The organism is Streptomyces hyaluromycini (assembly GCF_002217755.1).
Classification (GTDB): Bacteria; Actinomycetota; Actinomycetes; order Streptomycetales; family Streptomycetaceae; genus Streptomyces; species Streptomyces hyaluromycini.
Map to the genome: position 1 here is coordinate 308,702 of NZ_BCFL01000028.1, position 26,455 is coordinate 335,156.

A 26,455-nucleotide genomic window follows, 5' to 3' on the forward strand; every position below is an offset into this window, starting at 1 on the left:
ACGGCGCACCCCCCTCGCAGTGACGGAGTTGACGTGCATGTCCGAGCGAGCCCGCAGGACGAGGTCCGACCACGGCGACAGGGCCGGACATCCCACTGACGACCCGCCGAGCGCGTGCGAGAGCGCGGGCAGAACCTGGTGCGGGATGTCGTACGGGATAACGCTCGGTGTCCGGCGCCCGGCACCCGCCCGCCGTCCCCCGTACAGCCGAACGCCCGGCCCCGGCCTCCAAGACACCGTTTCTTGATGCTCCGACGCCTCCTGTCAGGCGATTCTTAACGCAAGCTTGACGCCTGGGGCCCGCTGATCCGTGGGCCCACGCGTCACTCTCTGCTTACGCTGGTGCCGCCGTCTGCGTGATGGCCGGAATCGAACTGCGCCGCACACCCCGCGCCGGACACCAGGAGCCCACCCCATGGCCACGACCGAACATCCCCCTCCCAGTCGCCTGCGCGCCTGGATGCTGGAGGGACTGTCCGACATGGGCAAGGGCGCCGGCCAAAGTGGCCCGCACACGCAGCCCGAGGCCGCGCACAAGGGCCAGCGCTGGTGGCGGGTGATGTGCCTGACCGGTGTGGACTACTTCTCGACCCTCGGCTACCAGCCGGGCATCGCCGCCCTGGCGGCAGGCCTGCTGTCGCCGATCGCGACCATCGTCCTCGTCATAGTCACCCTGGCCGGCGCCCTGCCGGTCTACCGGCGCGTCGCCGAGGAGAGCCCGCACGGCGAGGGCTCCATCGCCATGCTGGAGCGGCTGCTCTCCTTCTGGCAGGGCAAGTTGTTCGTGCTGACCCTGCTCGGCTTCGCCGCCACCGACTTCCTCATCACCATCACCCTGTCGGCCGCCGACGCCTCCACCCACCTGGTGGAGAACCCGCATCTCACCGACGCCCTGCACGGCAAGCAGATGATCATCACGCTGGTCCTGGTGGCTCTGCTCGGCGCGGTCTTCCTCAAGGGCTTCCTGGAGGCGATCGGCGTCGCGGTCGCCCTCGTGGGCATCTACCTCGCGCTCAACGTCGTCGTCGTGATCGTCGGCTTCTACCACGTCATCACCGCCGAGCACGTCGTCACCGACTGGACCAGCGCCCTCACCACGGAACACGGCAACGTCTTCGTCATGATCGGCGTGGCCCTGATCGTGTTCCCGAAACTCGCCCTGGGCCTGTCCGGCTTCGAGACCGGCGTCGCGGTCATGCCGCACGTCGAGGGCGATCCGGGCGACACCGAGGAGCGGCCCACCGGCCGGATCCGCGACACCAAGAAGCTGCTCACCACGGCCGCCCTGATCATGAGCTGCTTCCTGATCGCGACCAGCTTCATCACGACGCTGCTGATCCCGGAGCAGGCGTTCAAGTCGGGCGGCGACGCCAACGGCCGTGCGCTCGCCTACCTGGCGCACGAGTACCTCGGCAACGCCTTCGGCACGGTCTACGACGTCTCGACCATCTGCATCCTGTGGTTCGCCGGCGCCTCCGCGATGGCCGGCCTGCTCAACCTGATGCCCCGCTACCTGCCCCGCTACGGCATGGCCCCGCACTGGGCCCGTGCCGTGCGCCCGATGGTCATCGTCTTCACTCTGGTCGCCTTCTTGGTGACCTGGATCTTCGACGCCGACGTCGACGCGCAGGGCGGCGCCTACGCCACCGGCGTGCTGGTGCTGATCAGCTCCGCCGCGGTCGCGGTGACCATCGCCGCCCGCAAGGCCGGGCAGCGCAACTGGACCATCGCCTTCGCGGTCATCTCGGTGGTGTTCCTCTACACGACCGTCGTGAACGTCATCGAGCGGCCGGACGGTGTGAAGATCGGTGCCTGCTTCATCGTCGGCATCATCCTCGTCTCGCTGCTCTCCCGTCTCGCCCGCGCCTTCGAGCTGCGCGTGACCAGCGTGACCCTCGACGACATGGCGGAACGATTCATCCGCGACATGGCCAGCCGCAAGATGCGGTTCATCGCCAACGAGCCGGACCGCCGCGACAAGGCCGAGTACCGCGACAAGATCGAGCAGATCCGGGCCGACAACGACATGCCCGAACAGGAGGACTTCGTCTTCGTCGAGGTCACGCTCACCGACCCCTCCGAGTTCGAGGCGGGCCTGACCGTCCGCGGCGAGGTCCTGCACAACCGCTACCGCGTGCTGACCCTGGAGTCGGCTTCCATCCCCAACGCCCTGGCCGCACTGCTGCTGGACGTCCGGGACGAGACCGGCTCCATCCCGCACATCTACTTCGAGTGGACCGAGGGCAACCCGTTCGCCAACTTCCTGCGCTTCTTCCTCTTCGGCCAGGGCGAGGTCGCCCCGGTCACCCGCGAGGTGCTGCGCGAGGCGGAACCGGACCGCGCCCGGCGACCGCGCGTCCACACCGGCTGAGCGCCCGCCCCGGGCGCGTCCTCGTCGTAAGAATCCCGTCAATAACCGGTCGGTCCGCATAAGAACCGTGTCAGCGGCCGGTCGTACGCGCCCACCGGCCCCTACCGTCGGCCTCATGGAGGACATAAGACGCAGAAGCCTGGCGGCGGGCGATCGCACCTGGCGGGGCAGCGCACATCTGGCCGTCGGCTGCGCCCTCGGCTACGGCGGGCTGACGCTCCTGGTGGACTGGGACGCCGGCACCCTCACCCCGGCCCGCGCCCTGCTCTGGGTCGCCCTGTCGGCCATGATTCTGACCATGCTGCTGCCGGCCCGCGTCACGGCGGGCCCCGGCTGGCTGGCCGTCCGCAGCCCGCTGCGCCGCCGTACCGTCCGCACCGACTCGCTGGTCTACGTCGGCCGGTACGGGGACGTCGCGGCGCATCTGGTCCTGCGCGACACCCACGGCAGCCGCCTGGAACTCGACCCGGGCGTACTGCACGCCAATCCCCTGCTCTGGCACGAGCTGGACACCGGCGTCCGCCGCTCCGTGGAGCGCGGCACCCTGCGCCGGGGCGCCGATGTGCTGGCGCAGCTCGGCCACGAGATCGACGACACGAACGCGCGCGCGGTCCTCGACGCGTCCGGACTCACCTGACCGCCGCCCCACGTCCTGCTCCCCCGCCACCTGGCCCTATCGTGAGCGCATGCCTTCCTACACGATCGGCCAGGCGGCACGGCTGCTCGGCGTCAGCCCGGACACCGCCCGCCGCTGGGCCGACGCGGGCCGGATGGCCACCCATCGTGACGAGGGCGGCCGGCGGCTCATCGAGGGCGCGGACCTCGCCGCGTTCTCCGTCGAACTGGCCAGGGCCGGCACCGGCGAGGAGGACGCCTCCTACACCTCGGTCCGCAACGCCTTCCCCGGCATCGTCACCGCGATCAAGCTGGGCGATGTCGCCGCCCAGGTCGAGATCCAGGCCGGACCGCACCGGCTGGTCTCCCTCCTGACCCGGGAGGCGGTCGAGGAACTCGGCCTGGAGGTCGGCATGGAGGCCACCGCCCGGGTGAAGTCCACGAACGTCCACATCGACCGCGTCTGACCGCTCATCCGTTCATGCGGTCATCCGTTCATGCGGTCATCCGCTCAACCGCTGACCGGGTAGCCGGGTAAGCGCTCATCCGGTCGACTGTCCATCCGGTCAACCGCTCACCTGCACAGCAGCGCCGCCCACAGGTCCAGCCGGTCGCTCAGCCGGGACAGGTCCCGGCCGGTGAAGTGCTCCACCCGCTGCATCCGGTAGTGCACGGTGTTGACGTGCAGATGCAGCGCCTCCGCCGTGCGCGCCCAGGAGCCGTCGCAGGCCAGGAAGGTCTCCAGCGTGCTCAACAGCACGGCGGAGGCGGCCCGTTCTCCGTTGAGCAGCGAGCCGAGGACGGTACGGCGGTAGGCCGCACGGACCTCGGCCGGCACCCCGGTGAGAAGCGCTTCGAGGCTGGTGAGCGTGGCGGTGTCGGTGAGGACGGAGGCGTCCGGGGCGGTGGCGCGGGCCGAGGTGAGCGCGTAGCGCGCCTGCGCCAGCGCCCCGGCCAGCTCGCCCGGCCCCGCCGCCACCGACCCGGTCCCGCCGTGCAGCGGGACACCCGGTTCGCAGCCGGCGACCAGTTCCCAGGCCTCGCCGATGCTCTCCGCGGGCAGCACGGCAAACGCGGTCCCGTCCGGCAGCCGCCCCACCGCCGCCTGCGGTGCCTGCGGCGCGACATGCCCGGCGACCTCCGCCAGCGCGCCCTCGGCGAGCCCCGGCCGCCGTGCCCCGGTGTCGGCGACGACCACCCGGTAGGGCCCGTCGGCGGGCAGCCCGCACTCCTGCACCGCGGCCCGCAGGACCGCCTCCACCGCCCCGGCCCCCGCCCCGGCCAGCAGCGCGCCCAGTTCGTCGGCCGTCTGCCGGTCGGCCGACCGGCGCCGGACCGCCGTCTCCTGGCAGCGGCCCAGCGCGGCGGCGACCTCGTGGAGCATCCCGGCCGGCGCGCTGTCCGGCTCGGGCAGGTACAGCAGCCAGCGCTCGTACGGCGAGACGCTGTCGGCGGCGACGGACACCGTCATCCCGCGTCCGTCCGCGACCAGCGCCGCGGCCTCCCGCGCCGGCACGCCCGGGGCGGCGGCCGTGGCCGCGACGGTCCGCCCCGACGGCGTGAAGACGTACGCGGCGGTCCGGTCCAGATGCGCGAAGGCCGCCGCGAGGATCTCCACGGGCCCGGCCTCCTGCGCGAGCAGCCTGCTCAGCCGGACCCGGGCGGTCTCCGGCAGCGCCTGCCTGCGGCTCAGCTCGCCCCACTGCCGCAGGTACACGGTGTCCGTGATCGCCCGGAACATGATGTGCGCCGGCACCCCGGCGACCGGGACGCCGTGCCGTGCACAGGCCTCCACCAGTTCCTCGGGCACACCCCCGTGGGTCTCCTCCCCCGCGAACAGCGCCGCGGCCCCGGCCTCCTTGAGGGCCGACACGAACCGCTCCGCCCTGCCCGGCGCCCACCACACCAGCCCGCTGAGCACCACCTCCCCCGGCCGCACGAAACGGGCCGGGTCCTCCAGGTCGGTGACCGTCACCCCGCTGATCTCCCGTGCCAGCAGGGCGGCGTCCTGCGCCCACAGGGGACGCAGCCCGAGGGAGTGGTCTGTCAGGAGGTGTTCGACGTGCATGTACTCAGACTCCTTGGGCCAGCCTCGCATCCACCAGGTGAGTGCGAGTTACAGCATCGTAAATGCAAGTCTTTCTGCACGGAACGCCTCTTGGTGAATCATCCAGGACCGGCCCCGCCCGGCTCGTTTTTTCCGTGCCCCGCACCAGTCGTGCGGGCCCCTCGCGCGTTGCTTCACTGACCGGCATGGACCTGAACACGGTGGTGGAGATCCGCGACGCCCGGGACCCGGCCCCCTGGCGGCCCGGCGACGCCTGGCTCGGCGGCGGGACGTACCTCTTCTCCGAGCCGCAGCCGCACCTGCGCCGCCTGGTCGACCTGAGCCGCACCGGCTGGACACCCCTGCACCGCACCCCGGACGGCGCCCTGGAGATCGCCGCCACCTGCACCGTCGCCCAGCTGTCCCGTTACGCACGGACCTTGCCGACGGCGGCGGCTCCCCTCGTCGAGCAGTGCTGCCGGGCCTTCCTCGCCTCCTTCAAGATCTGGAACATGGCCACGATCGGCGGCAATCTCTGCAACGCCCTCCCGGCCGGCCCGATGATCTCCCTCACGGCCGCCCTCGACGGGGAGTGCCTGCTGATCGCCCAGGACGGGGTGCGACGACGGGTCCCGGTCACCGGCTTCGTGACCGGCGCGGGCCGCAAGGACCTGGCCGAGGGCGAGCTGCTGCGCTCGGTCACCGTCCCGGCCCGCGCGCTCGCCTGCCGTACCGCCTTCCGCCAGGCCTCCCTCTACGGCCTGGGCCGCTCCGGCGTCCTGGTGATCGGCACCCTGGACCCCGTCGACGGCTCCTTCGCCCTGACGGTCACCGCGTCGACCGTGCGGCCGGTACGGCTGTGGTTCCCGCTGCCGCCGACGGCCGAGGCCCTGCGGACGGCGATCGGCGGGGCCGTCGCCGACGACGAGTGGTTCGACGGCATCCACGGCCTGCCCGAGTGGCGACGGCACATGACGTTCCGGTACGCGGAGGAGATCCGCCGGGAGGTGACCCCGTGAGGATCGAGGTCAACGGGAAGTGCCACGACGACGAGCCGCGGCCCGGCCAGTGTCTGCGCACCTATCTGCGCGAGCGCGGCTGGTTCGGGGTGAAGAAGGGCTGCGACGCGGGCGACTGCGGAGCCTGTACGGTCCACGTCGACGGCGAACCGGTGCACAGCTGCCTCTACCCGGCCTTCCGCGCCGACGGCCGTACGGTCACCACCGTCGAGGGCCTGGCCGCCCCCGACGGTGAACTCCACCCCGTACAGCGGAAGTTCCTGGATGCCCAGGGCTTCCAGTGCGGCTTCTGCACGGCGGGCTTCCTGATGACCACGGCAGCCCTCTCCGACGACCAACTCACCGACCTTCCCCGGGCGTTCAAGGGCAACCTGTGCCGCTGCACCGGCTACCGGGCCATCGAGGACGCCGTACGCGGGATCAGGCACGTCGAGGAGCCGTCCGCCGGCGAGTCCGTCGGCCGCAACCTGCCCGCGCCCGCCGGACCCCAGCTCGTCACCGGCACCGCCCGCTACACCTTCGACATCGACGTGCCCGGCCTGCTCCACATGAAGCTGCTGCGCTCCCCGCACGCCCACGCCCGCATCACGGCGATCGACACCTCGGCCGCCCTGCGCGTCCCCGGCGTCCACGCGGTCTTCACCCACCACGACGCCCCCGAACGCCACTACTCCACCGCCCGCCACGAGCACCCGGAGGAGGACCCCGCCGACACCCGCCTCCTCGACGACACGGTCCGCTACATCGGCCAGCGGGTCGCGGCGGTGGTCGCGGACAGCGAGGCGGCGGCGGAGGAGGGCTGCCGGCGCATCACAGTGCAATATGACATCGCACCCGCGGTCCTGGACCCGGAGGAGGCGATGCACCCCGGCGCCCCCGTCGTCCACGACAAGGACCCGTCGGCCGCCCGCATCTCCCGCCCGCACGCCAACGTCGTCGGCGAGGCGCACGGCGAGATCGGTGACGTCGAAGCGGGTTTCGCCGGGGCCGACGCCGTCTACGAGGCGACCTTCCGCACCCAACGGGTCCAGCACGCAAGCCTGGAGACGCACGGAGCGGTCGCCTGGATCGACGACGACGGCCGTCTCACCGTCCGCACCAGCTCCCAGACCCCGTTCCTCACCCGTCGCGCCCTGTGCACGCTCTACGACCTGCCGCCGGAGCAGGTCCGGGTGGTCGCGGGCCGGGTCGGCGGCGGTTTCGGCGGCAAGCAGGAGATGCTCGTCGAGGACATCGTGGCCCTTGCCGTGCTGCGGCTGCGCCGCCCGGTGAAGCTGGAGTACACCCGCGCCGAGCAGTTCTACGGCGCCACCACCCGGCACCCCTTCACCATCCGCGTGAAGGCGGGCGCCCGCCACGACGGCATCCTGACCGCGCTCCAGCTCCGGGTGGTCTCGAACACCGGGGCGTACGGAAACCACGGCCCCGCCGTGATGTTCCACAGCGTGGGCGAGTCGACGGCGATGTACCGGGCCCCGCACAAGAAGGTCGACGCCTACTCCGTCTACACCCACACCGTCCCGGCGGGCGCCTTCCGCGGCTACGGCCTGGGCCAGGTGCTGTTCGCGGTCGAGTCCGCCCTGGACGAACTGGCCCGCCGGCTCGGCCTGGACCCCGTCGACCTCAAGGCCCGCAACATCATCGGCCCGGGCGATGCGATGCTCACCCCCGGCGGCCACGAGGAGGACCTGCACATCGCGAGCTACGGCTTCGACCAGTGCATCTCCATCGTCCGCCGGGCCCAGGCGGAACCCGGCGCCGCCGCCCCCGACGGCTGGCTGGTCGGCGAGGGCTCGGCACTGGCGATGATCGCGACGGGCCCGCCCGGCGGCCACATCGCCGATGCCAGGGCCGCCCTGCTCCCCGACGGCGGCTTCGACCTGGCGGTCGGCACGGCCGAGTTCGGCAACGGCACCACGACCGTCCACCGGCAGATCGCGGCCGGTGAACTCACCACCACCGTCGACCGGATCACCGTCCGCCAGTCCGACACGGACGTCGTACGGCATGACACGGGCGCCTTCGCCTCCACCGGCACCGTGGTCGCGGGCAAGGCCACCCTGCGTGCCGCCCGCGCCCTCGCCGACCTGCTCCTGGACTTCGCCGCGGCCCACCTGCGGGTGGCGCGCGCCGACTGCCGGCTGGCGGAGGAGGCCGTCCTGCACCCCGGAGGGCGGCTGCCGCTCAAGGAGCTGTACGCGGCCGCCCGCGCGGTCGGCATCGAGTGCGCCGCCGACGGCCACTTCGGCGGCACCCCGCGCTCGGTCGCCTTCAACGCGCAGTGGTTCAGGGTGGCCGTGGACCCGGGCACCGGGGAGATCCGCATCCTGCGCAGCGTGCACGCCGCCGACGCGGGCAGGGTGATGAACCCGATGCAGTGCCGCGGCCAGGTGGAGGGCGGGGTGGCCCAGGCACTCGGCGCGACCCTCTTCGAGAACGTACGGCTGGACGCGCGCGGCGAGGTGGCCACGGCCGCCTTCCGCCGCTACCGGCTGCCGCAGTACGCCGACATCCCGCGCACCGAGGTGCACTTCATGGAGACCGCCGACGCCATCGGGCCGCTGGGCGCCAAGTCGATGAGCGAGAGCCCGTTCAACCCGGTCGCCCCGGCACTGGCCAACGCGCTGCGGGACGCGACGGGCGTGCGGTTCACGGAGTTGCCGCTGACGCGCGACCGGGTGTGGCGGGCACTGGATGCCAGCCGCCGTACGCCCCGTCCACCCGTATCTCCCTGATGCCGCTGATGTGCCGGGCCCCGCAACGGTCCTGTGGCAGCACCAGTTGCGGACCCGCCCGGTCCAGCGGGGTGTCGTCGATGGTGGCACCGAGCAGAACAGGGGCATGGGCGAAATCGGGGTCGATCTCGGCCCAGGAGAGCAGCGCGTGGTGCCCGTCGGCGCCGGAGACGGCGATGAGGAAGCGCAGCCGGTCCTTGCGCCGGCCGGGGTCGAATCCGGGTCCGGCGGCGGTGAGGACGTCGTACAGCCGTGGGCCGGTGAAGGCGTGGTGCTGGACGCCGCTGGTGGCGCACTCGAAGCTGACCCGCACCCGGTGCTGGGGCCAGCGCAGGAGGTCGGGCACGGTCAGCCGGGCCGGTCGTGCGAGGTCTCCGGTGAGGACGAGTTCGGCGAGCGTCATGTGCGGCCACCTCCCGGATGACGGTACCCGCAGCACCTCACCGTACAAACGCACATGCCAGATACAAGTCGTAAGTATGCAGCTCATGCGATGTGACAGAAGACTTACGCCTGGCAAATGCGGCAGTATCATCGCCAGGCGGCTGATACACAGGTCGTAGCAGGGCGCGACAGTTTTCTCATTGAAATCAGAGGAGTTCACTCGTGATGACCCGTTCCGTGCGCCGGACCCGGCGGACGCTCCAGGTGGCCGGCGCCTCGGTCGCGGCCCTGCTGGCCCTCAGCGCCTGTTCCTCCTCCGACGACAGCTCGTCGGCGACGACGAAGTCGGACACGTCGGCGGCGGCGACGCCCAAGCTGTCGGGCTCGATCACCGTGTTCGCGGCGGCCTCGCTCCAGGAGAGCTTCACGACCCTGAAGGCCGACTTCGAGAAGGCTCACCCGGGCACCAAGGTGAACTTCAGCTTCGGCGGCAGCGACACCCTGGCCGCGCAGATCACCAGCGGTGCGCCGGCCGACGTCTTCGCCGCCGCGAGCCCCAAGACCATGGCGATCGTGACGGACAAGAAGGACACCGCCACCACGCCGGCCACCTTCGTCCGCAACCAGCTGGAGATCGCCACCCTGCCGGGCAATCCCGACAAGATCGCCTCGCTCAAGGACCTCACCAAGTCCTCGCTGAAGGTGGTCCTCTGCGACAAGACGGTGCCGTGCGGCGCCGCCGCGCAGAAGGCCCTGGACGCCAGCAAGCTCAAGCTCACCCCGGTCTCCTACGAGGAGGACGTGAAGTCCGCCCTCAACAAGGTGGTGCTGAAGGAGGCCGACGCGGCGGTCGTCTACAAGACCGACGTGAAGGCCGCCGGCAGCAAGGTCCAGGGCGTGGAGTTCCCCGAGTCCGCGAACGCGATCAACGACTACCCGATCGCCCTCCTCAAGAACGCCCCGAACCCCACGGTGGCCAAGGCGTTCATCGCCCTGGTGCAGTCCGCCGAGGGCCAGCAGGTCCTGAACGACGCCGGGTTCCTCAAGCCGTGACGAAGGCCGACGCGTCCGGGGCCGCGGCCGGCACCCTCACGGGCGGTCCGCGGCGGCGGCGCGTTCGGGCAGCCGTACCGCTACCGCTCCTCCTCCCCGGAGCGGTAGCTCTGGTCTTCCTGCTCCTGCCGCTGGTCGCCCTGCTGGTGCGTGCCCCCTGGAGCAGCCTCCCGTCCCTGCTGACCAGCACGGAGGTCTGGCAGGCCCTCCAGCTCTCCCTGGTCTGCGCCACGGCGGCGACGGCCGTCAGCCTCGTCCTGGGCGTCCCCCTGGCCTGGCTGCTGGCCCGCACGGAGTTCCCCGGCCGGGGCTTCGTCCGCGCGCTGGTCACCCTCCCCCTCGTCCTCCCCCCGGTGGTCGGCGGTGTGGCCCTGCTGCTCGCCCTCGGCCGCAACGGGGTGGTCGGCCAGTGGCTGGACGCCTGGTTCGGCATCACTCTCCCCTTCACCACCGCGGGCGTGGTGGTCGCCGAGTCCTTCGTGGCCATGCCGTTCCTGGTGATCAGCGTCGAGGGCACGCTCCGCGCCGCCGACCCCCGCTACGAGGAGGCGGCCACCACCCTGGGCGCCTCCCGCTTCACGGCGTTCCGCCGGGTCACGCTCCCGCTCATCGCCCCGGGCATCGCGGCGGGCTCGGTCCTGGCGTGGGCGCGCGCGCTCGGCGAGTTCGGAGCGACGATCACGTTCGCCGGCAACTTCCCCGGCCGCACCCAGACCATGCCGCTCGCCGTCTACCTCGCCCTGCAGAACGACCCCGACGCGGCGATCGCGCTCAGCCTGGTGCTGCTGACGGTGTCGATCGCGGTGCTGGCGGCGTTGCGGGACCGTTGGATGACGGCATCATGAGGCCAACCCGCTGGACGACACCCCGATGACCAACTCCCACCCCACAGCAGCAGACGGCCCACAGCCTCCCCACGAACCGCCCGCGCCCGCCGACCCCGCCCAGCCTCCCCACGAACCGCCCGCAGCCGCCGACGGCGCTCAGCCCCCGCAGGGGCCACCCGCACCCGACACTGATAGCCGCACGGGTGGTGCGGGTGGGAACCCCAACCCGGCCGAAGGCCGGGTACCCACCACGCACCCGCACCCGACCACGCACGGCCTCCACACCCACCTCGTCGTCACCCGCCCCACCTTCCACCTGGACATCACCCTCACCGCCGCCCCCGGCGAGGTCGTAGCCCTCCTGGGCCCCAACGGCGCCGGAAAGACCACCGCCCTCCGCGCCCTCGCCGGCCTCACCCCCCTCACCGCCGGCCACCTCCGCCTCGACGGCACGGAGTTGGACCGCACACCCCCCGAATCCCGCCCGGTGGGCGTCGTCTTCCAGGACTACCTCCTCTTCCCCCACCTCACGGCCCTCGACAACGTCGCCTTCGGCCCCCGCTGCCACGGCGCGACAAAGGCCGAGGCCCGCACCCAGGCGGCCGCCTGGCTCGACCGCATGGGCCTCGCCGAACACGCCGGTGTCAAACCCCGCCGCCTCTCCGGCGGCCAGGCCCAGCGCGTCGCGCTGGCCCGCGCCCTGGCCACCCGCCCCCGCCTGCTGCTCCTGGACGAGCCGCTCGCCGCCCTCGACGCCCGCACCCGCCTGGACGTACGTTCCCAACTCCGCCGCCACCTGGCCGAGTTCGAGGCGGTCGCGGTCCTGGTCACGCACGACCCGCTGGACGCCATGGTGCTGGCCGACCGCCTGATCGTCATCGAACACGGGAAGGTCGTCCAGGAGGGCACCCCCGCCGACATCGCCCGCCGCCCCCGCACCGACTACATCGCCCACCTGGTCGGCCTCAACCTCTACCGGGGCCGCGCCGAGGGCCACATGGTCAAGTTGGACACGGGCCCCGCGATCACCACCACCGAGGACCTCGCCGGTGACGTCTTCGTCGCGTTCCCGCCGAGCGCCGTCACCCTCTTCCGGGACCGCCCCACGGGCGCCAGCGCCCGCAACCTCTGGCGCTGCGAGGTCTCCGGCCTGGAGACCCACGGCGACCAGATCCGCGCCGACCTGACGGGCGAACTCCCCCTCGCCGCCGACCTCACCACGGTCGCCGCCGCCGAACTCGACCTGCACCCCGGTGCCCCCGTCTGGGCGACGGTGAAGGCGACCCAGACGCACGCGTACCCGGCGTAGAAAACGGGAGGCCCCGCCGAAGCGGGGCCTCTGTCAAATCCGGTTCGAACCCGGTGCGTCAGTCCTCGTACGCGTCCAACGGCGGGCACGAGCACACCAGGTTGCGGTCACCGAAGGCCTGGTCGATCCGGCGCACCGGCGGCCAGTACTTGTCGGCGGCGGACACCCCGGCGGGGAAGACGGCCTCCTCCCGGCCGTACGCGTGCTTCCACTCGCCGCCCAGCGCGCCGGCGGTGTGCGGAGCACCGCGCAGCGGGTTGTCGTCGGCGGGCCACTCCCCGGCCCCGACCTTGTCGATCTCCGCCCGAATGGCGATCATCGCCTCGCAGAACCGGTCCAGCTCGCCGAGGTCCTCGGACTCGGTCGGCTCGATCATCAGCGTGCCGGCCACCGGGAAGGACATCGTCGGCGCGTGGAAGCCGTAGTCGATGAGCCGCTTGGCGACGTCGTCGACGCTCACTCCGGTCGCCTTGGTCAGCGGCCGCAGGTCGATGATGCACTCGTGCGCGACGAGCCCGCCGGGCCCGGTGTAGAGCACGGGGAAGTGCGGCTCCAGCCGCTTGGCGACGTAGTTGGCGCTGAGCACGGCCACCTGCGTGGCCCGCTTCAGGCCCTCGCCGCCCATGAGCCGGACGTACGCCCACGAGATCGGCAGGATCCCCGCCGAGCCCCACGGCGCGGCCGAGATCGGCCCGACGCCCGTCTCCGGCCCGGCGGCGGGCTGCAGCGGGTGGTTGGGCAGGTATGGGGCGAGGTGCGCGCGCACCGCCACGGGACCGACACCGGGACCGCCGCCGCCGTGCGGGATGCAGAAGGTCTTGTGCAGGTTGAGGTGCGAGACGTCCCCGCCGAAGTGGCCGGGCTTGGCGACCCCGACCAGGGCGTTGAGGTTGGCGCCGTCGACGTACACCTGTCCGCCGGCCTCGTGCACCTGCGCGCAGATGTCGGCGACGTGCTCCTCGAACACACCGTGCGTGGACGGGTAGGTGATCATCAGCACGGCGAGCTCGTCGCGGTGCTGCTCGATCTTCGCCCGCAGATCCTGGACGTCGATCTCGCCGTCCTCGGCGGTCTTCACGACGACGACCTTCATGCCCGCCATCACGGCACTCGCGGCATTGGTCCCATGGGCCGACGACGGAATCAGGCACACGGTCCGCTGCGGGTCGCCGTTGGCGCGGTGGTACGCGCGTACGGCGAGCAGCCCGGCCAGCTCGCCCTGCGATCCGGCGTTGGGCTGCAGGGACACCTTGTCGTACCCGGTGACCTCGGCGAGCCGCTCCTCCAGCTCCCGGATCAGGGTCAGGTAGCCCTGCGCCTGCTCGGCGGGCGCGAACGGGTGCAGCTGGCCGAACTCGGGCCAGGTGACCGGTTCCATCTCGGTGGTCGCGTTGAGCTTCATCGTGCAGGAGCCCAGCGGGATCATGCCGCGGTCCAGCGCGTAGTCCCGGTCGGCGAGCCGGCGCAGGTAGCGCAGCATCGCGGTCTCGGAGCGGTGCTGCTGGAAGACGGGGTGGGTCAGGTAGCCGTCGGCGCGCAGCAGCGCCTCGGGCAGCGTGTCCTCGGCGACGGCGTCCAGCGCCTCGACGTCGCCCTCGACGCCGAAGGCCGCCCAGACGGCGCTCAGCTGGGCGCGGGTGGTGGTCTCGTCACAGGCCATGGAGACGTGGTCGGCGTCGACGAGCCGCAGGTTGACGCCCCCCTGCCGGGCGGCGGCGACGATCTCGGCGGCCTTGCCGGGCACGCGCGCGGTGAGGGTGTCGAAGTAGGCGCCGTGCACGATCCCGACACCGCCGGCCTTGAGCCCCGCGGCGAGGATCGTGGCGTACCGGTGCGTCCGCTGGGCGATGGCCTTGAGCCCCTCGGGCCCGTGGTAGACGGCGTACATACCGGCCATCACGGCGAGCAGCACCTGCGCGGTGCAGATGTTGCTGGTGGCCTTCTCCCGCCGGATGTGCTGCTCGCGGGTCTGCAGCGCCAGCCGGTACGCCTTGTTCCCGTCCGCGTCCACGGAGACGCCCACGAGCCGTCCGGGCAGGCTGCGCGCGAACTTCTCGCGGACCGCCATGTAACCGGCGTGCGGCCCGCCGAAGCCCATGGGCACGCCGAAGCGCTGGGTGGTGCCGACGGCGATGTCGGCCCCGAGCTCGCCCGGCGAGGTCAGCAGGGTCAGCGCGAGCAGGTCGGCGGCGACGGTGACGAGCGCGCCGACCTCGTGCGCCTGCTCGACGACGGCCTTGATGTCGCGTACGGCACCGGAGGCACCGGGGTACTGGACGAGCACCCCGTTGATCTCACGCGCGGCCAGGTCCGCCGGAATGCCGTCGGCGAGGTCGGCGACCACGACCTCCACACCCGTCGGCTCGGCCCGGGTCTGGATCACGGCGATGGTCTGCGGCAGGGCGTCCGCGTCGACGACGAAGACGCCCTTCTTGTTCTTCCCCATGCGCAGCGACAGGGCCATGGCCTCGGCGGCGGCCGTGCCCTCGTCGAGCAGCGAGGCACCGGAGGTGGGCAGCCCGGTGAGGTCGGCGACCACGGTCTGGAAGTTCAGCAGCGCTTCCAGCCGGCCCTGGGAGATCTCCGGCTGGTAGGGGGTGTAGGCCGTGTACCAGGCGGGATTCTCCATCACGTTGCGCAGGATCACGGGCGGCGTGAAGGTCCCGTAGTACCCGATCCCGATCATCGAGTCGAGCACCTGGTTCCGGTCGGCCAGCGACCGCAGCTCGGCCAGCACCTCGGCCTCGGTCCGGGCGCCCGGCAGCTCCAGGCGGTCGGCGTTCTTGATCACGTCCGGCACGGCGGCGGCGGTTAGCTCGTCGAGCGAGCCGTATCCGACCTGGGCGAGCATCTTGGCCCGAGCCTCGTGATCGGGCCCGATATGGCGCTGCTCGAAGGGGATACCCTGCTCAAGCTCTGAGAGCGGAATACGCTGGGCGGTCATGGCGGAGGCCTCCTGGTCTGACGCGACCTTCGAGGGGTACCCCGGCGCGGGTACCCCGACGGCCTCCCCCTCTGTCATCTCAACCTGAGAGCTTCACCGGGGCCGCCCCTGCGGTCTCCCGGCTTTCACCGTCGGTGAGGGCGGACACCGTCGACGTCCGCCCTGCTTTCCAGAGTGACCTCGTCCGTGCGGTACGTGAGCCTGAGAGATTCCGGGGAGGATTTGCTCCTTCGGCGCCTCCGGTTGCCCGGAGGACTCTCCCGCACGGGGTCAGCAGCCGCCTGCCAGCCTACCAGCGAGGGCAACACCAGGGCCTTCGAGTGGCCGCCTCCTTCAATGTGCTCTTTTGTAGTGCTTACGGATGAGTTGCGACCAAGTGGAGGGCCCGTGCAGACCGACATCGATCCGCGCAACCTGATCGGCCGCAAGGCGTTCGACCGCAACGGCACGAAGATCGGCACGATCGACGAGGTGTACCTCGACGACGCGACGGGCGTGCCGGAGTGGGCGGCCATACGTACCGGCCTGTTCTCCCGGGACGCCTTCGTGCCCCTGGAGCCCAGCGAACTGGTCGAGGGCACCCTGCACGTCCCCTTCGACCGCGCCCTGATCAAGGACGCGCCCGACTTCGGCGTGGGCCGCCACCTCTCCCCGGAACAGGAACTCCAGCTCTACCACCACTACGGCCTCGACACGACTCCCCCGCCCCACGACCACCCGGACCACGACTTCGGCAAACTGGCCGGAACGGAGGACGCGGGTGCTTGAGGCCGACGCCGGGTCCCCGCGCCCCTTACGGGGCTACCCAGCTGCGGGCAGGCGTGCCGCAGGGCGGCACGGGTGGGCGCAGCGGCACCCTGCCAGCGCCGGTGAGCGTCCCCACCCCCGCCCGGCCCCGACGCCAGTCACATACGCACCCCGTCCACCGAAATCCCCGGCACCAACGGCAACGGCTCCGCAGGCTCCAGCTCGGGATCCTCGACCCGAAACGTCCGCACCCTCCCCGGCCCCACCGCCCCCGGCGTCTCGAACCGCACCGTCACCCGCCCCAGCCCGCTTCCCTGCACCCACCCGTGCCCGTACTCGGCATGCCGCACATCGTGCCCCGCGGGCCACCGCCGCTCGGCGACCACCTCCTGCTCGGCGACCGGCTCCGCCGCCTCCTCCTCCGCCGCGGACTCCGCCGCCCCCTCCACGGCCGCCGCCTGCGCGAACAGATCCTCCTGGGTGTAGTCGGCCAGCCCCGAGACCCCCACCCCCAGCAACCGCACACCCCCCGTCGTGTCCACCGAGTCCAGCAACCGCGCGGCCGCCTCCCGCACCACCGCCGGATCGTCGGTCGGCCCCCGCAACGTCTCCGACCGGGTGAGCGTCGAGAAGTCGTACCGCCGTACCTTCAGCACGATGGTCCGCCCCGACAGCCCGGCCCCCCGCAGCCGCCGCACGCACCGGTCGGCCAGCCGCTGCACCTCAAGACCCACCCGCAGCCGGTCGTGGATGTCCACGTCGTAGGTGTCCTCGACGGACACCGACTTGGTCTCCCGCTCGGCCACCACGGGCCGCTCGTCGTGTGCCAGCGCCATCGCGTACAGCGCGTGCCCGTGGGCCTTGCCGAGCAGCCGTACGAGCTCGTCCTCCCCCGCCTCGGCGATCTCGTCGACCGTGGTGATCCCGGCCCGCCGCAGATGGTCCCCGGTCGCCGGCCCCACCCCCGGCAGGATCCGCACCGGCATCGGCCCCAGCATGGACCGCTCCGTGCCCGGCTCGATCAGCACCAGGCCGTCGGGCTTGGCCTGCTCGGAGGCGATCTTCGCGAGCATCTTGGAGGCGGCGAGCCCGACGGACCCGGAGAGCCCCGTGACGGCCCGTATGTCCGCGCGCAGCCTCTCCCCCGTCAGCCGCGCCGACCCCGCGTCCCAGGCCACCTCACCGGCCTCCAGATCCACGAACGCCTCGTCCAGGCTGAGCGGCTCCACCAGCGGCGACAGCCCGCGTAGCAGCCCCATCACCTGCTCACTGATCGACCGGTACAGCCCGAAGCGCGGCACCAGATACGCGGCGTTCGGTGCCAGCCGCCGTGCCTGCCCCATCGGCATCGCGGAGTGCACCCCGAACACCCGGGCCTCGTACGACGCGGTGGCCACCACACCGCGTGGTCCGAGGCCGCCCACGACCACGGCCTTCCCGCGCAGGCTCGGCTTGGACGCCTGCTCCACCGAGGCGAAGAAGGCATCCATGTCGAGATGCAGGATCGTGGGCGCGTTTCTCACATCTCCGATGCTGCACCACACCACTGACAATGCCCCGGCACGGATCCGTGCCGGGGCATCAGAAGGAGTCCAGGGGCCCTCGGGCCAGTACTTCAGACGGCCCGGTTGCGCCGCCGGGCGAGTTCGTCGGCGGGGTTGTGCCCGACGAGCGTCTCGCCGGTGTCGACGCGCTCCCCGTGCAGCTGGGAGAGCGCGCTCTCCACGTCCCGCCACACCACACCGACCGCGATCCCGAAGACGCCCTGACCGCCCTGGAGCAGGGCGTGGACCTCGTCCGGCGAGCTGCACTCGTAGACCGTGGCGCCGTCGCTCATCAGGGTCATGCGCTCCAGGTCACGGAAACCGCGTTCCCTGAGGTGCTGGACGGCGGTGCGGATGTTCTGGAGGGACACCCCGGTGTCCAGGAACCGCTTGACGATCTTCAGGACGACGACGTCCCGGAAGCTGTACAGACGCTGGGTGCCCGACCCGTGGGCGGGCCGCACGCTGGGCTCGACCAGGCCGGTACGGGCCCAGTAGTCGAGCTGCCGGTAGGTGATGCCGGCCGCCGCGCAGGCCGTGGGCCCGCGGTAGCCGATCTCCTCGGTCGCCATGGACGCCGCCCCTCCGCCGCTCGGCACTGCGATCGGCCGCTGCGGGGCGTGCGGGTACCGACCACTCTCCCCGAAACCGCGTTCCGGGGCACCCCCAGCCGTACCGTCGCCGCTGCTTCTCACGCCGACCTCCGTCCTTGACCTGCCTTCTCGACGGTAGGCAGTCACCAGGGGTGCGTCAACGATCGCCACACTCGGCACGCCGAGTGATAATCACCCTAGGAGTGGTTTCCCGTGCTCCACCGCGGGGAAAGGCTAGCCGAATGCTCTGGCGGCAAGCCGTAGGACGCTCTCAATGGCCGCTGGCAATTGCCCATGAGTTTCGGCTGTGACCAGCCGCGAACCGGCCCGTCACCGACCTTCCGGTGGGTGACGGGCCGCTCGGGTCTCTCACTGGCTGCTGGTGCCGAAGTCCTCGGGCGAGATCTGGTCGAGGAACTCGCGGAACTTCTCCACCTCGTCCTCCTGCTCGTCCGGGATCGCGATGCCCGCGTCGTCCAGCACCGTGTCGCTGCCGTAGATCGGCGTCCCGGTGCGCAGCGCCAGCGCTATGGCGTCGGACGGACGGGCGCTCACCTCGACCCCGCTGGCGAAGACCAGCTCCGCGTAGAAGACGCCCTCACGCAGGTCCGTGATGCGCACCTCGGTGAGCTCCTGGCCGACGGCCTCCAGCACGTCCTTGAACAGGTCGTGGGTCAGCGGCCTGGCAGGCGCCATGCCCTGCTGGGCGAACGCGATCGCCGTCGCCTCCCCCGGCCCGATCCAGATGGGGAGGTAACGGTCGCCTCCCACTTCGCGCAGGAGCACGATCGGTTGGTTGGAGGGCATTTCCACCCGGACACCTACGACATCGAGCTCGTTCACACAGCAACCCTAGGCCGTGCCCGGGACGTTTGGGTAGTCGGGCCGGGAACGCACGCCCGATCCGGCCTCAGCCCGGGTCCTGTCGTGGTACTCACGGCAGCCGCACCCCGAGCGCGATCTGCACCAGTGCGGCGTGCAGCTTCACCGTGAGCGCCGCCAGCTCCTTCGTACGGGCCTCCGCATGGGCCCTGGTCTGCGGGTTGCGGTGGCGCTTGAGCGGGGCCACCACCTGGTCCACCAGACCGGCCTCGCGGTCGGCGGCGGCCTTCATCACCCGAAGATGACGCGGCTCGATCCCGAACCGGCCCAGCTCGGCCACGAGCGAGGCCACGGTGACCGTCTCGGCGTCGTACACACCGCTCTCCAGCGGAGCGATCAGTCCGTACGACTCCCACTCCGTGAGGCAGTTCTCGTCGATGTCGGCAGCCGCGAGCAGCTCGTCCCGGCCGATCCGGGCCACCGTGGGCGCCTCGGAAACCGTCGGCACCGCCTCACCGTCGCGCTGGCGCCCCAGCACGGGCAGCTGCACCGCCTCGCCGCGCTCCATGGCGTCCAGGTACTCCCGGATGACCTTGAGCGGCAGATAGTGGTCCCGCTGCATCCGCAGCACGTGTCCCAGACGCTCCACGTCCCCGGCGCTGAACTTCCGGTACCCGGAAGGGGTCCGGCGCGGCTCGATGAGCCCCTCCGACTCCAGGAAACGGATCTTGGAGATGGTGACTTCGGGGAACTCGTCGCGCAGCACGTTCAGCACGGTGCCGATGCTCATCAGCCCGGGTTCCGTGGCGGCGGTGCCGTGACCGGTACCGCCGCTCGGTGTGTGCAGCATGGACCTTCTTCCCTGGGGTCCCCCGGACGAGGTCCGGCGGGGTCAGATGCCCTGTCGGCTCGCGTAGAAGACCAGCCGGTACTTGCCGATCTGGACCTCGTCGCCGTTCGACAGAGCGACCTGGTCGATGCGCTCCCGGTTGACGTACGTACCGTTGAGGCTGCCGACGTCGGCCACCGTGAACGAGCCGTCCGGCTGGCGGCGGAACTCCACGTGCCGGCGCGAGACCGTCACGTCGTCCAGGAAGATGTCGCTCTGCGGGTGGCGGCCGGCCGTGGTCAGGTCGCTGTCCAGCAGGAAGCGGCTGCCCGAGTTGGGGCCACGACGCACGACCAGCAGCGCGGAGCCGAGCGGCAGCGCGTCGACCGCCGCCTGCGCCTCGGGCGAGAGCGACGGCATCTGGGTCTGGCCGGTGACCTCGGCGTCGTAGGCCTCCAGACCGGAGATCGAGATCGTGGACGTCGTCTCCGACGCACGCTCGGGGACGGATCCCGCGCGCAGCGGGGCTCCGCAGTTGGAACAGAAGCGGGCGTTCTCCGCGTTGCGGTTACCGCACCTCGTACAAACCAGGGCCGACATGGACGGATCCTCCTGCCGCGGCTGCCCCGCCGGGGCGTTGGACGCGTACGGGCCGGAGGCAAACCCTCCACCCGCACCTGAGGTTGACGGTTGCCCGAAACCTATGCCGCCGGACTGGGACGGGTCAACTGACGGCGCGCCCTGACCTCCCGAAATGTCACCCCCCGGACCAGCCACCTGGTCCCGGAACAGCGGGCGCTGGCCCTCCGCGTCGGGCTGTGCCCGATGGCGAGCGGTCGCGTTGTCGCTACCCTCTCGCGCGCTCTTGCCGAACAACTTCGCAAACAACTTCACGGGCGATTCCCCTTGACCGAAACAGACCCGCCCGTGGGGCAGGACGAACCCTGACTGAATAAACCGGCCGACCCGGACAACCACACAACGTCCGTATCCACCAGACAGTTTCCACCACGCTCCGGTTCCCCGGTGCGCCGACCCCCCGCATCCTCATGCCCCCGCCCGACGTCCCCCATGCACCGCCGGTTCACTGTGAGGACGACCGAGCGTAGTCAGGCTGCTTCGCCGGTCGCAAGGCATCCACGACGATCCTGGTGGACCGCTCGACGGTCACAGTCGCCTGTTCCTTCTCCAGGGTCTGCACCACGCCTCCGGGGATGTTGAGAGCCGGTTCGAGGTCCTGCGGCTTGCCGATCACCCTGAAAACGTAGGGCTGGGTGATCTTGTTCCCATCGACGCTCACACTCTTCCCGGAGTCGGTGAGGTAGGTGCCGGCGATCACCCGTACCCCGTTGACCTGGATCGCCTCCGCACCGGCCGCGCGCAGCTCCTGGATCGCGTCGAGCAGCATGTCCGCCTGCACCGTCCCCTTCGGGTCGTCGACCGTCATCGTGATGCCAGGACCCTGCGCCGCCACGGTGCCCGCGAGAATACCGAGTTGCCTCTCCTTCTCGGCCGTCTGCCTGCGGGCCTCCGCCGCCTGGTCGGAACTGCTCTGCAACTCCTCGCGCTGCTTCTCGAGTCCTGTCTTCTCGTCCTCAAGACGCTGAGTACGGTCGTCCAGTTCATCGAGGATGCGAACAAGATCTTCCTGACGGGCCCCGCGCAGCGCACTGTCGCTGTCGCTGTTCGACGCCACCTGAACGGCGAGCCCGAATCCGAGCCCGAACAGCAGCACGGCGACGATCAGTTGGGCCCTGCTCACGCGGGGTGGCCACAGCCCCTGGACCAGCCGCCGGCGGCCGGTCAGCCCGGCCCCCGGCTTCGGTTCGGCGCCGGACTCGGCCTCCGGCGCGGCGGCCGGCACCTCGGCCGGGAGTTCTCTGCGCAGCCGGTGCTCCGGCCGCTCCTCGTGCTCGCTCATGCCGCTCACGCCCTGAACACGTGTCGCCGGATCGCCGCGGCGTTGGAGAAGATGCGGATACCGAGGACCACCACGACGCCCGTGGACAGCTGCGAGCCCACACCCAACTTGTCGCCGAGGAAGACGATCAGCGCGGCCACCACCACGTTCGACAGGAACGACACCACGAAGACCTTGTCGTCGAAGATCCCGTCCAGCATGGCCCGCAGACCGCCGAAGACGGCGTCGAGCGCCGCGACGACGGCGATCGGCAGATACGGCTCGACGACCGCCGGAACCTCAGGCCGGACCAACAGTCCGGCCACGACGCCCACGACGAGGCCAAGTACGGCGATCACGATGTGCCCTTCTCAGTCTTCTCGGTGTACGGCTGTGCTGTACGTACGATCACGCTGGGAGCGGCGGGCAACCGGACGTCACTCTCCGTGGAGATGGTCGCCCGGATGTCGAAGTTCTCCTCCAGCGCGTGCAGATACAGCCCGTCGGGACTGTCCTGGAACCTGGAGCCGAGCCTCGCCCCGTCCCCCACCGCCAACACCGTGTACGGCGGTACCAGCGGCCTGTTGTCGACCAGTATCGCGTCCCCCGCGGCCCTGATCGCGGACAGGGCGGTCAGCCGCTGCCCGTTGATGGAGATCGCCTCGGCGCCCGAGGCCCACAGCCCGTTCACGACGCGCTGCATGTCATGGTCCCGCACCCGGCCGGTGTCGGAGAATCCCGAGGTCTCCCGGGGATTGCCGGCATCGCCGCCCGAGGAGGCCGCCTTGGCGTCGTTCACCACCAGCTTCACGCCGGGACCGTGCACCGCCGTGGCGCCCGACAGGACGTCCACCAGGTCCGCCTGCCCACTGCCGCCGCTCTCCTTCAGTGCGGCGCGCTGACGGGCGCTGACGTCGTCCCGCAGCTTGTCGACATTGGTCTCCAGCTTGTCCGCGGCCGCCGTCTCCCGGTCGACCCGGTCGATGAGCTCCTGACGCTCCTTGGCCACGACGGGCGCCGTCACGCGCGCCTGCGCCGCTCCCACGGTCACCACGAGTGCCGCAAGCACCAGACCACCGGCGAGGCCCAGCCTGGCCCGGAGCGTCTTCGGCATGCCGCCGTCCTGCCCCTGAGCCCGCTTCCGGGCGGCCGCCTCGGCATACCCGTCGTCGAGGCTGTGGTCCATGACGTTGGTGATCAACGACATGGAGGCGTCCGGGCGCGGCGGCCTGGCGGCGCTGCTCCGAACGGGGGGTTGCTGCGGCATGCCGCACATCGTCGCACGTTGCGACCGGTACCTCCGAACGGCCCCACCGGCGTGCCGGACCGGCCCCCGTGGGGACACGTGTCCGGCACGCACGCGTGCAGCGGTTTTACCGTCCGGCGCTGTCCACGGTCGCCGACCACTCGTCCAACAGGGCCTGAGCGGAGGCGTCGTCGGGCCCCTCGGCCCACAGATGGGTGACCGCCTCGGCCGGGTCGGGCAGCACCATCACCCAGCGCCCGTCGGTCTCGACGACCCGCACACCGTCCGTGGTGTCGACAAAGCGATCCCCGGCCGCCTCGACGACACGCCGCATGACCAGTCCCTTGACAGCCCACGGGGTGGCCAGGTCCCGCTTGAGGACATGCGCCTTCGGGATCCGAGCGTCGATCTGGCTGAGGGTGAGCTGCGTCCGCGCCACCAGACCGATCAGGCGCACGAAGGCCGCCGTACCGTCGTAGACGCTGCTGAACTCCGGAACGATGAACCCGCCCTTGCCGTCACCGCCGAAGATGGTGCCTTCCTCGCGCCCCACGCGCGTGAGGTCGTCGGGAGAGGTGGTCGTCCACTCGACCTGGGTGCCGTGGTACGCCGCCACCTGCTCGGCGATCCTGGTCGTGGTGACCGGAAGCGCCACCCGCCCGCTGCGCCGCTCGGCGGCGACCAGGTCGAGCATCACCAGCAGCGCCCGGTCGTCCTCGATGATGCGGCCCTTCTCGTCCACCAGGGACAGCCGCTCACCGACCGGGTCGAACCGCACACCGAACGCGGCCCCCGAGGACGCCACGATCTCACCGAGACGCACCAGCCCCGCTCGCCGCTGGTCGGCCGTCTCCGTGGGCCTGGCCTCGTTCAGGCCGGGGTTGATGGTCAGCGAGTCCACACCGAGTTTGCCGAGCAGGCTGGGCAGCACAAGCCCGGCGCTGCCGTTCGAGGCGTCCACGACGACCTTCAGACCCGCTTCGGCGATCCCGGTCGTGTCCACGTTCCGCAGCAGCGACCCGGTGTACGAGTCGAAGACGCTGGCCGGGAAGTACAGGTCACCGATCTCACCGGGGAACGCACGCCGGTACTCCTGCCGCGCGAAGATCCGGTCCAGCTTGCGCTGGCTGGCCTGGGAGAGGTCGGCGCCCTGTCCGTCGAAGAACATGATGTCGACGGAGTCCGGCACCCCGGGCGAGGTCCGGATCATGATCCCGCCGGCACTGCCCCGCCCGGTCTGCTGCCGTGCCACGGGCAGCGGCACGTTCTCCAGGTCGCGTACCTCGATGGCACTGGCCTGGAGCGCGGAGATCACCGCCCGCTTGAGCGCACGGGCACCGCGGGAGTGGTCGCGGGCCGTCGTGACGGTGGACCCCTTCTTCAGGGTGGTGGCATACGCGCCGGCCAGCCGCACGGCCAGCTCCGGGGTGATCTCGACGTTCAGGATCCCCGACACGCCTCGGGCGCCGAACAGATGAGCCTGGCCCCGCGACTCCCAGATCACCGAGGTGTTGACGAAGGCGCCGGCCTCGATGGTCTTGAAGGGATAGACCCGGACATTGCCCTGAACGATCGATTCTTCACCGATCAGGCACTCGTCACCGATGACCGCCCCGTCCTCGATCCGCGCGGCCCGCATGATGTCGGTGTTCTTCCCGACGACGCAGCCCCGCAGATTGCTGTGCTGCCCGACGTACACGTTGTCGTGGACGACGGCCCGGTGCAGGAAGGCTCCGCTCTTCACGACGACATTGGAGCCGACGACGGTGTGCTCCCGGATTTCCGCGCCGGCCTCGACCTTGGCGTAGTCACCGATGTACAACGGGCCCCGCAGGACGGCGTCCGCATGCACCTCGGCCCCCTCGGCGACCCAGACACCGGGGGATATCTCGAAGCCGTCGATGTCGACGTCGACCTTGCCCTCCAGGACGTCGGCCTGCGCCTTCACGTACGACTCGTGGGTGCCGACGTCCTCCCAGTAGCCCTCGGCGATATAGCCGTAGATCGGCTTGCCTTCCTTCATCAGTTGCGGGAAGACATCACCGGACCAGTCGACGGGAACGTCGGCCTCGACGTAGTCGAATACTTCGGGCTCCATGACATAGATGCCCGTGTTCACCGTGTCGGAGAAGACCTGACCCCAGGTCGGCTTCTCGAGGAAGCGCTCGACCTTGCCTTCCTCGTCAACGATGGTGATGCCGAATTCCAGCGGATTGGGCACACGCGTCAGGCAGACCGTGACGAGCGCGCCCTTTGCCTTGTGGAAGTTGATCAGTTCGGTGAGGTCGAAGTCGGTCAGCGCATCGCCGGATATGACGAGGAAAGCATCGTCCTTCAACGCCTCTTCGGCGTTCTTGACGCTTCCGGCGGTACCGAGTGGCTTCTCCTCGTTGGCATAGGTGAGCTCCATACCGAGCTCCTCGCCGTCCCCGAAGTAGTTCTTGACCAGCGATGCCAGGAACTGCACAGTGACGACGGTCTCGGTGAGCCCATGCCTTTTGAGCAGCCGTAGCACGTGCTCCATGATCGGCCGGTTGACGACCGGAAGGAGTGGCTTGGGCATGCTGGAGGTCATGGGGCGAAGGCGAGTGCCTTCACCACCGGCCATCACGACGGCCTTCATGTCGGAAGCGTCCTCCTCTAAGAGATGACGGTCTAGCCGACTTCACCCGTCAAGATTGTCCCGCACTTTTCCGCCGCGGGCCATCGAGAGCTTTCGAGGGGCCACCACGTCCGGACAATCGCCGAGCTCAATCGGCTGTGGCGTCCGCACGAACCAGGCGACGGACCTGCACCACGTAGAGCACTCCTGCCCACCAGTACAGGGTTGTACCCCAACCTGCGAACGCCCATCCGAAAATAGCAGCGAGTGACGAGATCCAACCGCTTCCGTCACTGAGCAGGAGGAGCGGGAACGCGTACATCAGATTGAACGTCGCGGCCTTCCCGAGGAAGTTCACCTGCGGCGGCGGATAGCCGTGCCGCCGGAGGATCCCCACCATCACCAGCAGAACCAGCTCACGCAGCAGTAGTACGGCCGTCAGCCAGAGCGGCAGGATCTCCCGCCAGGTGAGTCCGACCAGCGTCGACAGCACGTACAGCCGGTCTGCGGCGGGGTCCAGCAGCCGGCCGAGGCTGCTGATCTGGTTCCAGCGCCGGGCGAGCTTGCCGTCCAGGTAGTCGCTGACGCCGCTGAAGAGGAGTACCAGCAGGGCCCAGCCGTCGCTCTTGGGCCCGCCGAACTCGGGCCTGAGGATCAACCACAGGAAGACGGGCACGCCGACGAGGCGCGCCATGCTGAGGATGTTCGGGATGGTGAGGACACGGTCCGTTTGGACACGCGTCTCCTGGACCTCCACCCGGGGGCCTCCTGTGGTGGGAAACGAGCCAACTTTTCCCCCTGACCCTACCTCAACGCAAAAAAGCTCTGGCTCTTGGGCAGGTGCCCAAGAGCCAGAGCTCTAAAAGGA

General features: G+C 70.7%; 22 protein-coding genes and 1 riboswitch. Of the genes, 9 read left to right on the forward strand and 13 right to left on the reverse strand.

The window, feature by feature from the left end:
• The first annotated feature begins 415 nt into the window (after positions 1 to 415).
• The 3 genes from SSP29_RS38895 to SSP29_RS38905 all read left to right on the forward strand — a co-directional run bounded on the left by SSP29_RS38895 (position 416) and on the right by SSP29_RS38905 (position 3,453).
• Positions 416 to 2,371: an APC family permease gene (locus SSP29_RS38895; RefSeq protein ID WP_089105629.1), complete on the forward strand. Its 1,956-nt coding sequence runs from the start codon at positions 416 to 418 to the stop codon at positions 2,369 to 2,371.
• Between the two features lie 115 nt (positions 2,372 to 2,486).
• On the forward strand, positions 2,487 to 3,008 hold the full coding sequence (locus SSP29_RS38900) for a hypothetical protein (RefSeq protein WP_089105630.1): 522 nt from the start codon (positions 2,487 to 2,489) through the stop codon (positions 3,006 to 3,008).
• Between the two features lie 49 nt (positions 3,009 to 3,057).
• On the forward strand, positions 3,058 to 3,453 hold the full coding sequence (locus SSP29_RS38905; RefSeq protein ID WP_089105631.1) for a TOBE domain-containing protein: 396 nt from the start codon (positions 3,058 to 3,060) through the stop codon (positions 3,451 to 3,453).
• A gap of 107 nt (positions 3,454 to 3,560) precedes the next feature.
• Here SSP29_RS38905 and SSP29_RS38910 read toward each other — a convergent pair whose 3' ends face one another.
• On the reverse strand, positions 3,561 to 5,054 hold the full coding sequence (locus SSP29_RS38910; protein ID WP_089105632.1) for a PucR family transcriptional regulator: 1,494 nt from the start codon (positions 5,052 to 5,054) through the stop codon (positions 3,561 to 3,563).
• 185 nt (positions 5,055 to 5,239) lie between these two features.
• On the opposite strand from SSP29_RS38910, the gene SSP29_RS38915 reads away from it, so the two are divergent.
• Positions 5,240 to 6,052 (forward strand): FAD binding domain-containing protein, encoded by an 813-nt coding sequence (locus SSP29_RS38915; protein ID WP_089105633.1) that lies wholly within the window; start codon positions 5,240 to 5,242, stop codon positions 6,050 to 6,052.
• On the forward strand, positions 6,049 to 8,787 hold the full coding sequence (locus SSP29_RS38920; protein ID WP_089105634.1) for a molybdopterin-dependent oxidoreductase: 2,739 nt from the start codon (positions 6,049 to 6,051) through the stop codon (positions 8,785 to 8,787). The genes SSP29_RS38915 and SSP29_RS38920 overlap by 4 nt, the downstream gene beginning before the upstream one ends.
• Here the strand turns inward: SSP29_RS38920 and SSP29_RS38925 are convergent.
• A complete protein-coding gene (locus SSP29_RS38925) occupies positions 8,702 to 9,190 on the reverse strand; it encodes a molybdopterin-dependent oxidoreductase (RefSeq protein ID WP_089105635.1) in 489 nt (162 codons plus the stop codon). The two genes, SSP29_RS38920 and SSP29_RS38925, sit on opposite strands and share 86 nt — an antisense overlap.
• 206 nt (positions 9,191 to 9,396) lie before the next feature.
• On the opposite strand from SSP29_RS38925, the gene modA reads away from it, so the two are divergent.
• From modA to SSP29_RS38940, 3 genes are read left to right on the forward strand one after another with little or no spacing between them, the layout of a single operon-like run.
• Positions 9,397 to 10,224, forward strand: coding sequence for a molybdate ABC transporter substrate-binding protein (gene modA, locus SSP29_RS38930; RefSeq protein ID WP_089105636.1), 828 nt, complete (start codon positions 9,397 to 9,399; stop codon positions 10,222 to 10,224).
• A complete protein-coding gene (locus tag SSP29_RS38935; protein ID WP_089105637.1) occupies positions 10,221 to 11,069 on the forward strand; it encodes an ABC transporter permease in 849 nt (282 codons plus the stop codon). The genes modA and SSP29_RS38935 overlap by 4 nt, the downstream gene beginning before the upstream one ends.
• Before the next feature lie 25 nt (positions 11,070 to 11,094).
• Positions 11,095 to 12,360 (forward strand): ABC transporter ATP-binding protein, encoded by a 1,266-nt coding sequence (locus SSP29_RS38940; protein WP_150135744.1) that lies wholly within the window; start codon positions 11,095 to 11,097, stop codon positions 12,358 to 12,360.
• Between the two features lie 58 nt (positions 12,361 to 12,418).
• On the opposite strand, the gene gcvP is transcribed toward SSP29_RS38940, so the two are convergent.
• Positions 12,419 to 15,304: an aminomethyl-transferring glycine dehydrogenase gene (gene gcvP, locus SSP29_RS38945; protein ID WP_089105638.1), complete on the reverse strand. Its 2,886-nt coding sequence runs from the start codon at positions 15,302 to 15,304 to the stop codon at positions 12,419 to 12,421.
• Between the two features lie 179 nt (positions 15,305 to 15,483).
• Positions 15,484 to 15,577, reverse strand: a riboswitch (glycine riboswitch).
• A gap of 114 nt (positions 15,578 to 15,691) precedes the next feature.
• Between gcvP and SSP29_RS38950 the strand changes: the two genes are divergently transcribed.
• Complete coding sequence (locus SSP29_RS38950) at positions 15,692 to 16,072, forward strand: PRC-barrel domain-containing protein (RefSeq protein ID WP_174856042.1); 381 nt, start codon at positions 15,692 to 15,694, stop codon at positions 16,070 to 16,072.
• A gap of 137 nt (positions 16,073 to 16,209) precedes the next feature.
• On the opposite strand, the gene SSP29_RS38955 is transcribed toward SSP29_RS38950, so the two are convergent.
• The 10 genes from SSP29_RS38955 to clsA all read right to left on the reverse strand — a co-directional run bounded on the left by SSP29_RS38955 (position 16,210) and on the right by clsA (position 26,344).
• Positions 16,210 to 17,574, reverse strand: a complete 1,365-nt coding sequence (locus tag SSP29_RS38955) for a DNA polymerase IV (protein WP_089105674.1) — start codon at positions 17,572 to 17,574, stop codon at positions 16,210 to 16,212.
• 92 nt (positions 17,575 to 17,666) lie between these two features.
• Positions 17,667 to 18,290, reverse strand: a complete 624-nt coding sequence (locus tag SSP29_RS38960) for a MerR family transcriptional regulator (protein WP_089105640.1) — start codon at positions 18,288 to 18,290, stop codon at positions 17,667 to 17,669.
• A 267-nt stretch (positions 18,291 to 18,557) separates the two neighbouring features.
• Positions 18,558 to 19,031, reverse strand: coding sequence for a bifunctional nuclease family protein (locus SSP29_RS38965; protein ID WP_026253112.1), 474 nt, complete (start codon positions 19,029 to 19,031; stop codon positions 18,558 to 18,560).
• A 91-nt stretch (positions 19,032 to 19,122) separates the two neighbouring features.
• Positions 19,123 to 19,860 carry a transcriptional regulator FtsR gene (gene ftsR, locus SSP29_RS38970; protein WP_089105641.1) on the reverse strand — a complete coding sequence of 246 codons (738 nt, stop codon included), beginning with the start codon at positions 19,858 to 19,860 and terminating at the stop codon, positions 19,123 to 19,125.
• 42 nt (positions 19,861 to 19,902) lie between these two features.
• The gene (locus SSP29_RS57155; protein WP_218036959.1) at positions 19,903 to 20,733 is read right to left on the reverse strand and encodes a zinc-ribbon and FHA domain-containing protein; all 831 of its coding nucleotides are present in this window, start codon (positions 20,731 to 20,733) and stop codon (positions 19,903 to 19,905) included.
• 190 nt (positions 20,734 to 20,923) lie between these two features.
• Complete coding sequence (locus SSP29_RS38980) at positions 20,924 to 21,760, reverse strand: DUF881 domain-containing protein (RefSeq protein ID WP_089105643.1); 837 nt, start codon at positions 21,758 to 21,760, stop codon at positions 20,924 to 20,926.
• A 5-nt stretch (positions 21,761 to 21,765) separates the two neighbouring features.
• Positions 21,766 to 22,098 carry a small basic family protein gene (locus tag SSP29_RS38985; RefSeq protein WP_046727248.1) on the reverse strand — a complete coding sequence of 111 codons (333 nt, stop codon included), beginning with the start codon at positions 22,096 to 22,098 and terminating at the stop codon, positions 21,766 to 21,768.
• Positions 22,095 to 23,006, reverse strand: a complete 912-nt coding sequence (locus SSP29_RS38990; protein ID WP_245883471.1) for a DUF881 domain-containing protein — start codon at positions 23,004 to 23,006, stop codon at positions 22,095 to 22,097. The genes SSP29_RS38985 and SSP29_RS38990 overlap by 4 nt, the downstream gene beginning before the upstream one ends.
• Before the next feature lie 106 nt (positions 23,007 to 23,112).
• On the reverse strand, positions 23,113 to 25,608 hold the full coding sequence (locus SSP29_RS38995; RefSeq protein WP_089105645.1) for a mannose-1-phosphate guanyltransferase: 2,496 nt from the start codon (positions 25,606 to 25,608) through the stop codon (positions 23,113 to 23,115).
• 127 nt (positions 25,609 to 25,735) lie between these two features.
• Positions 25,736 to 26,344: a cardiolipin synthase ClsA gene (gene clsA / locus SSP29_RS39000; RefSeq protein WP_089105646.1), complete on the reverse strand. Its 609-nt coding sequence runs from the start codon at positions 26,342 to 26,344 to the stop codon at positions 25,736 to 25,738.
• Between the last annotated feature and the right edge of the window lie 111 nt (positions 26,345 to 26,455).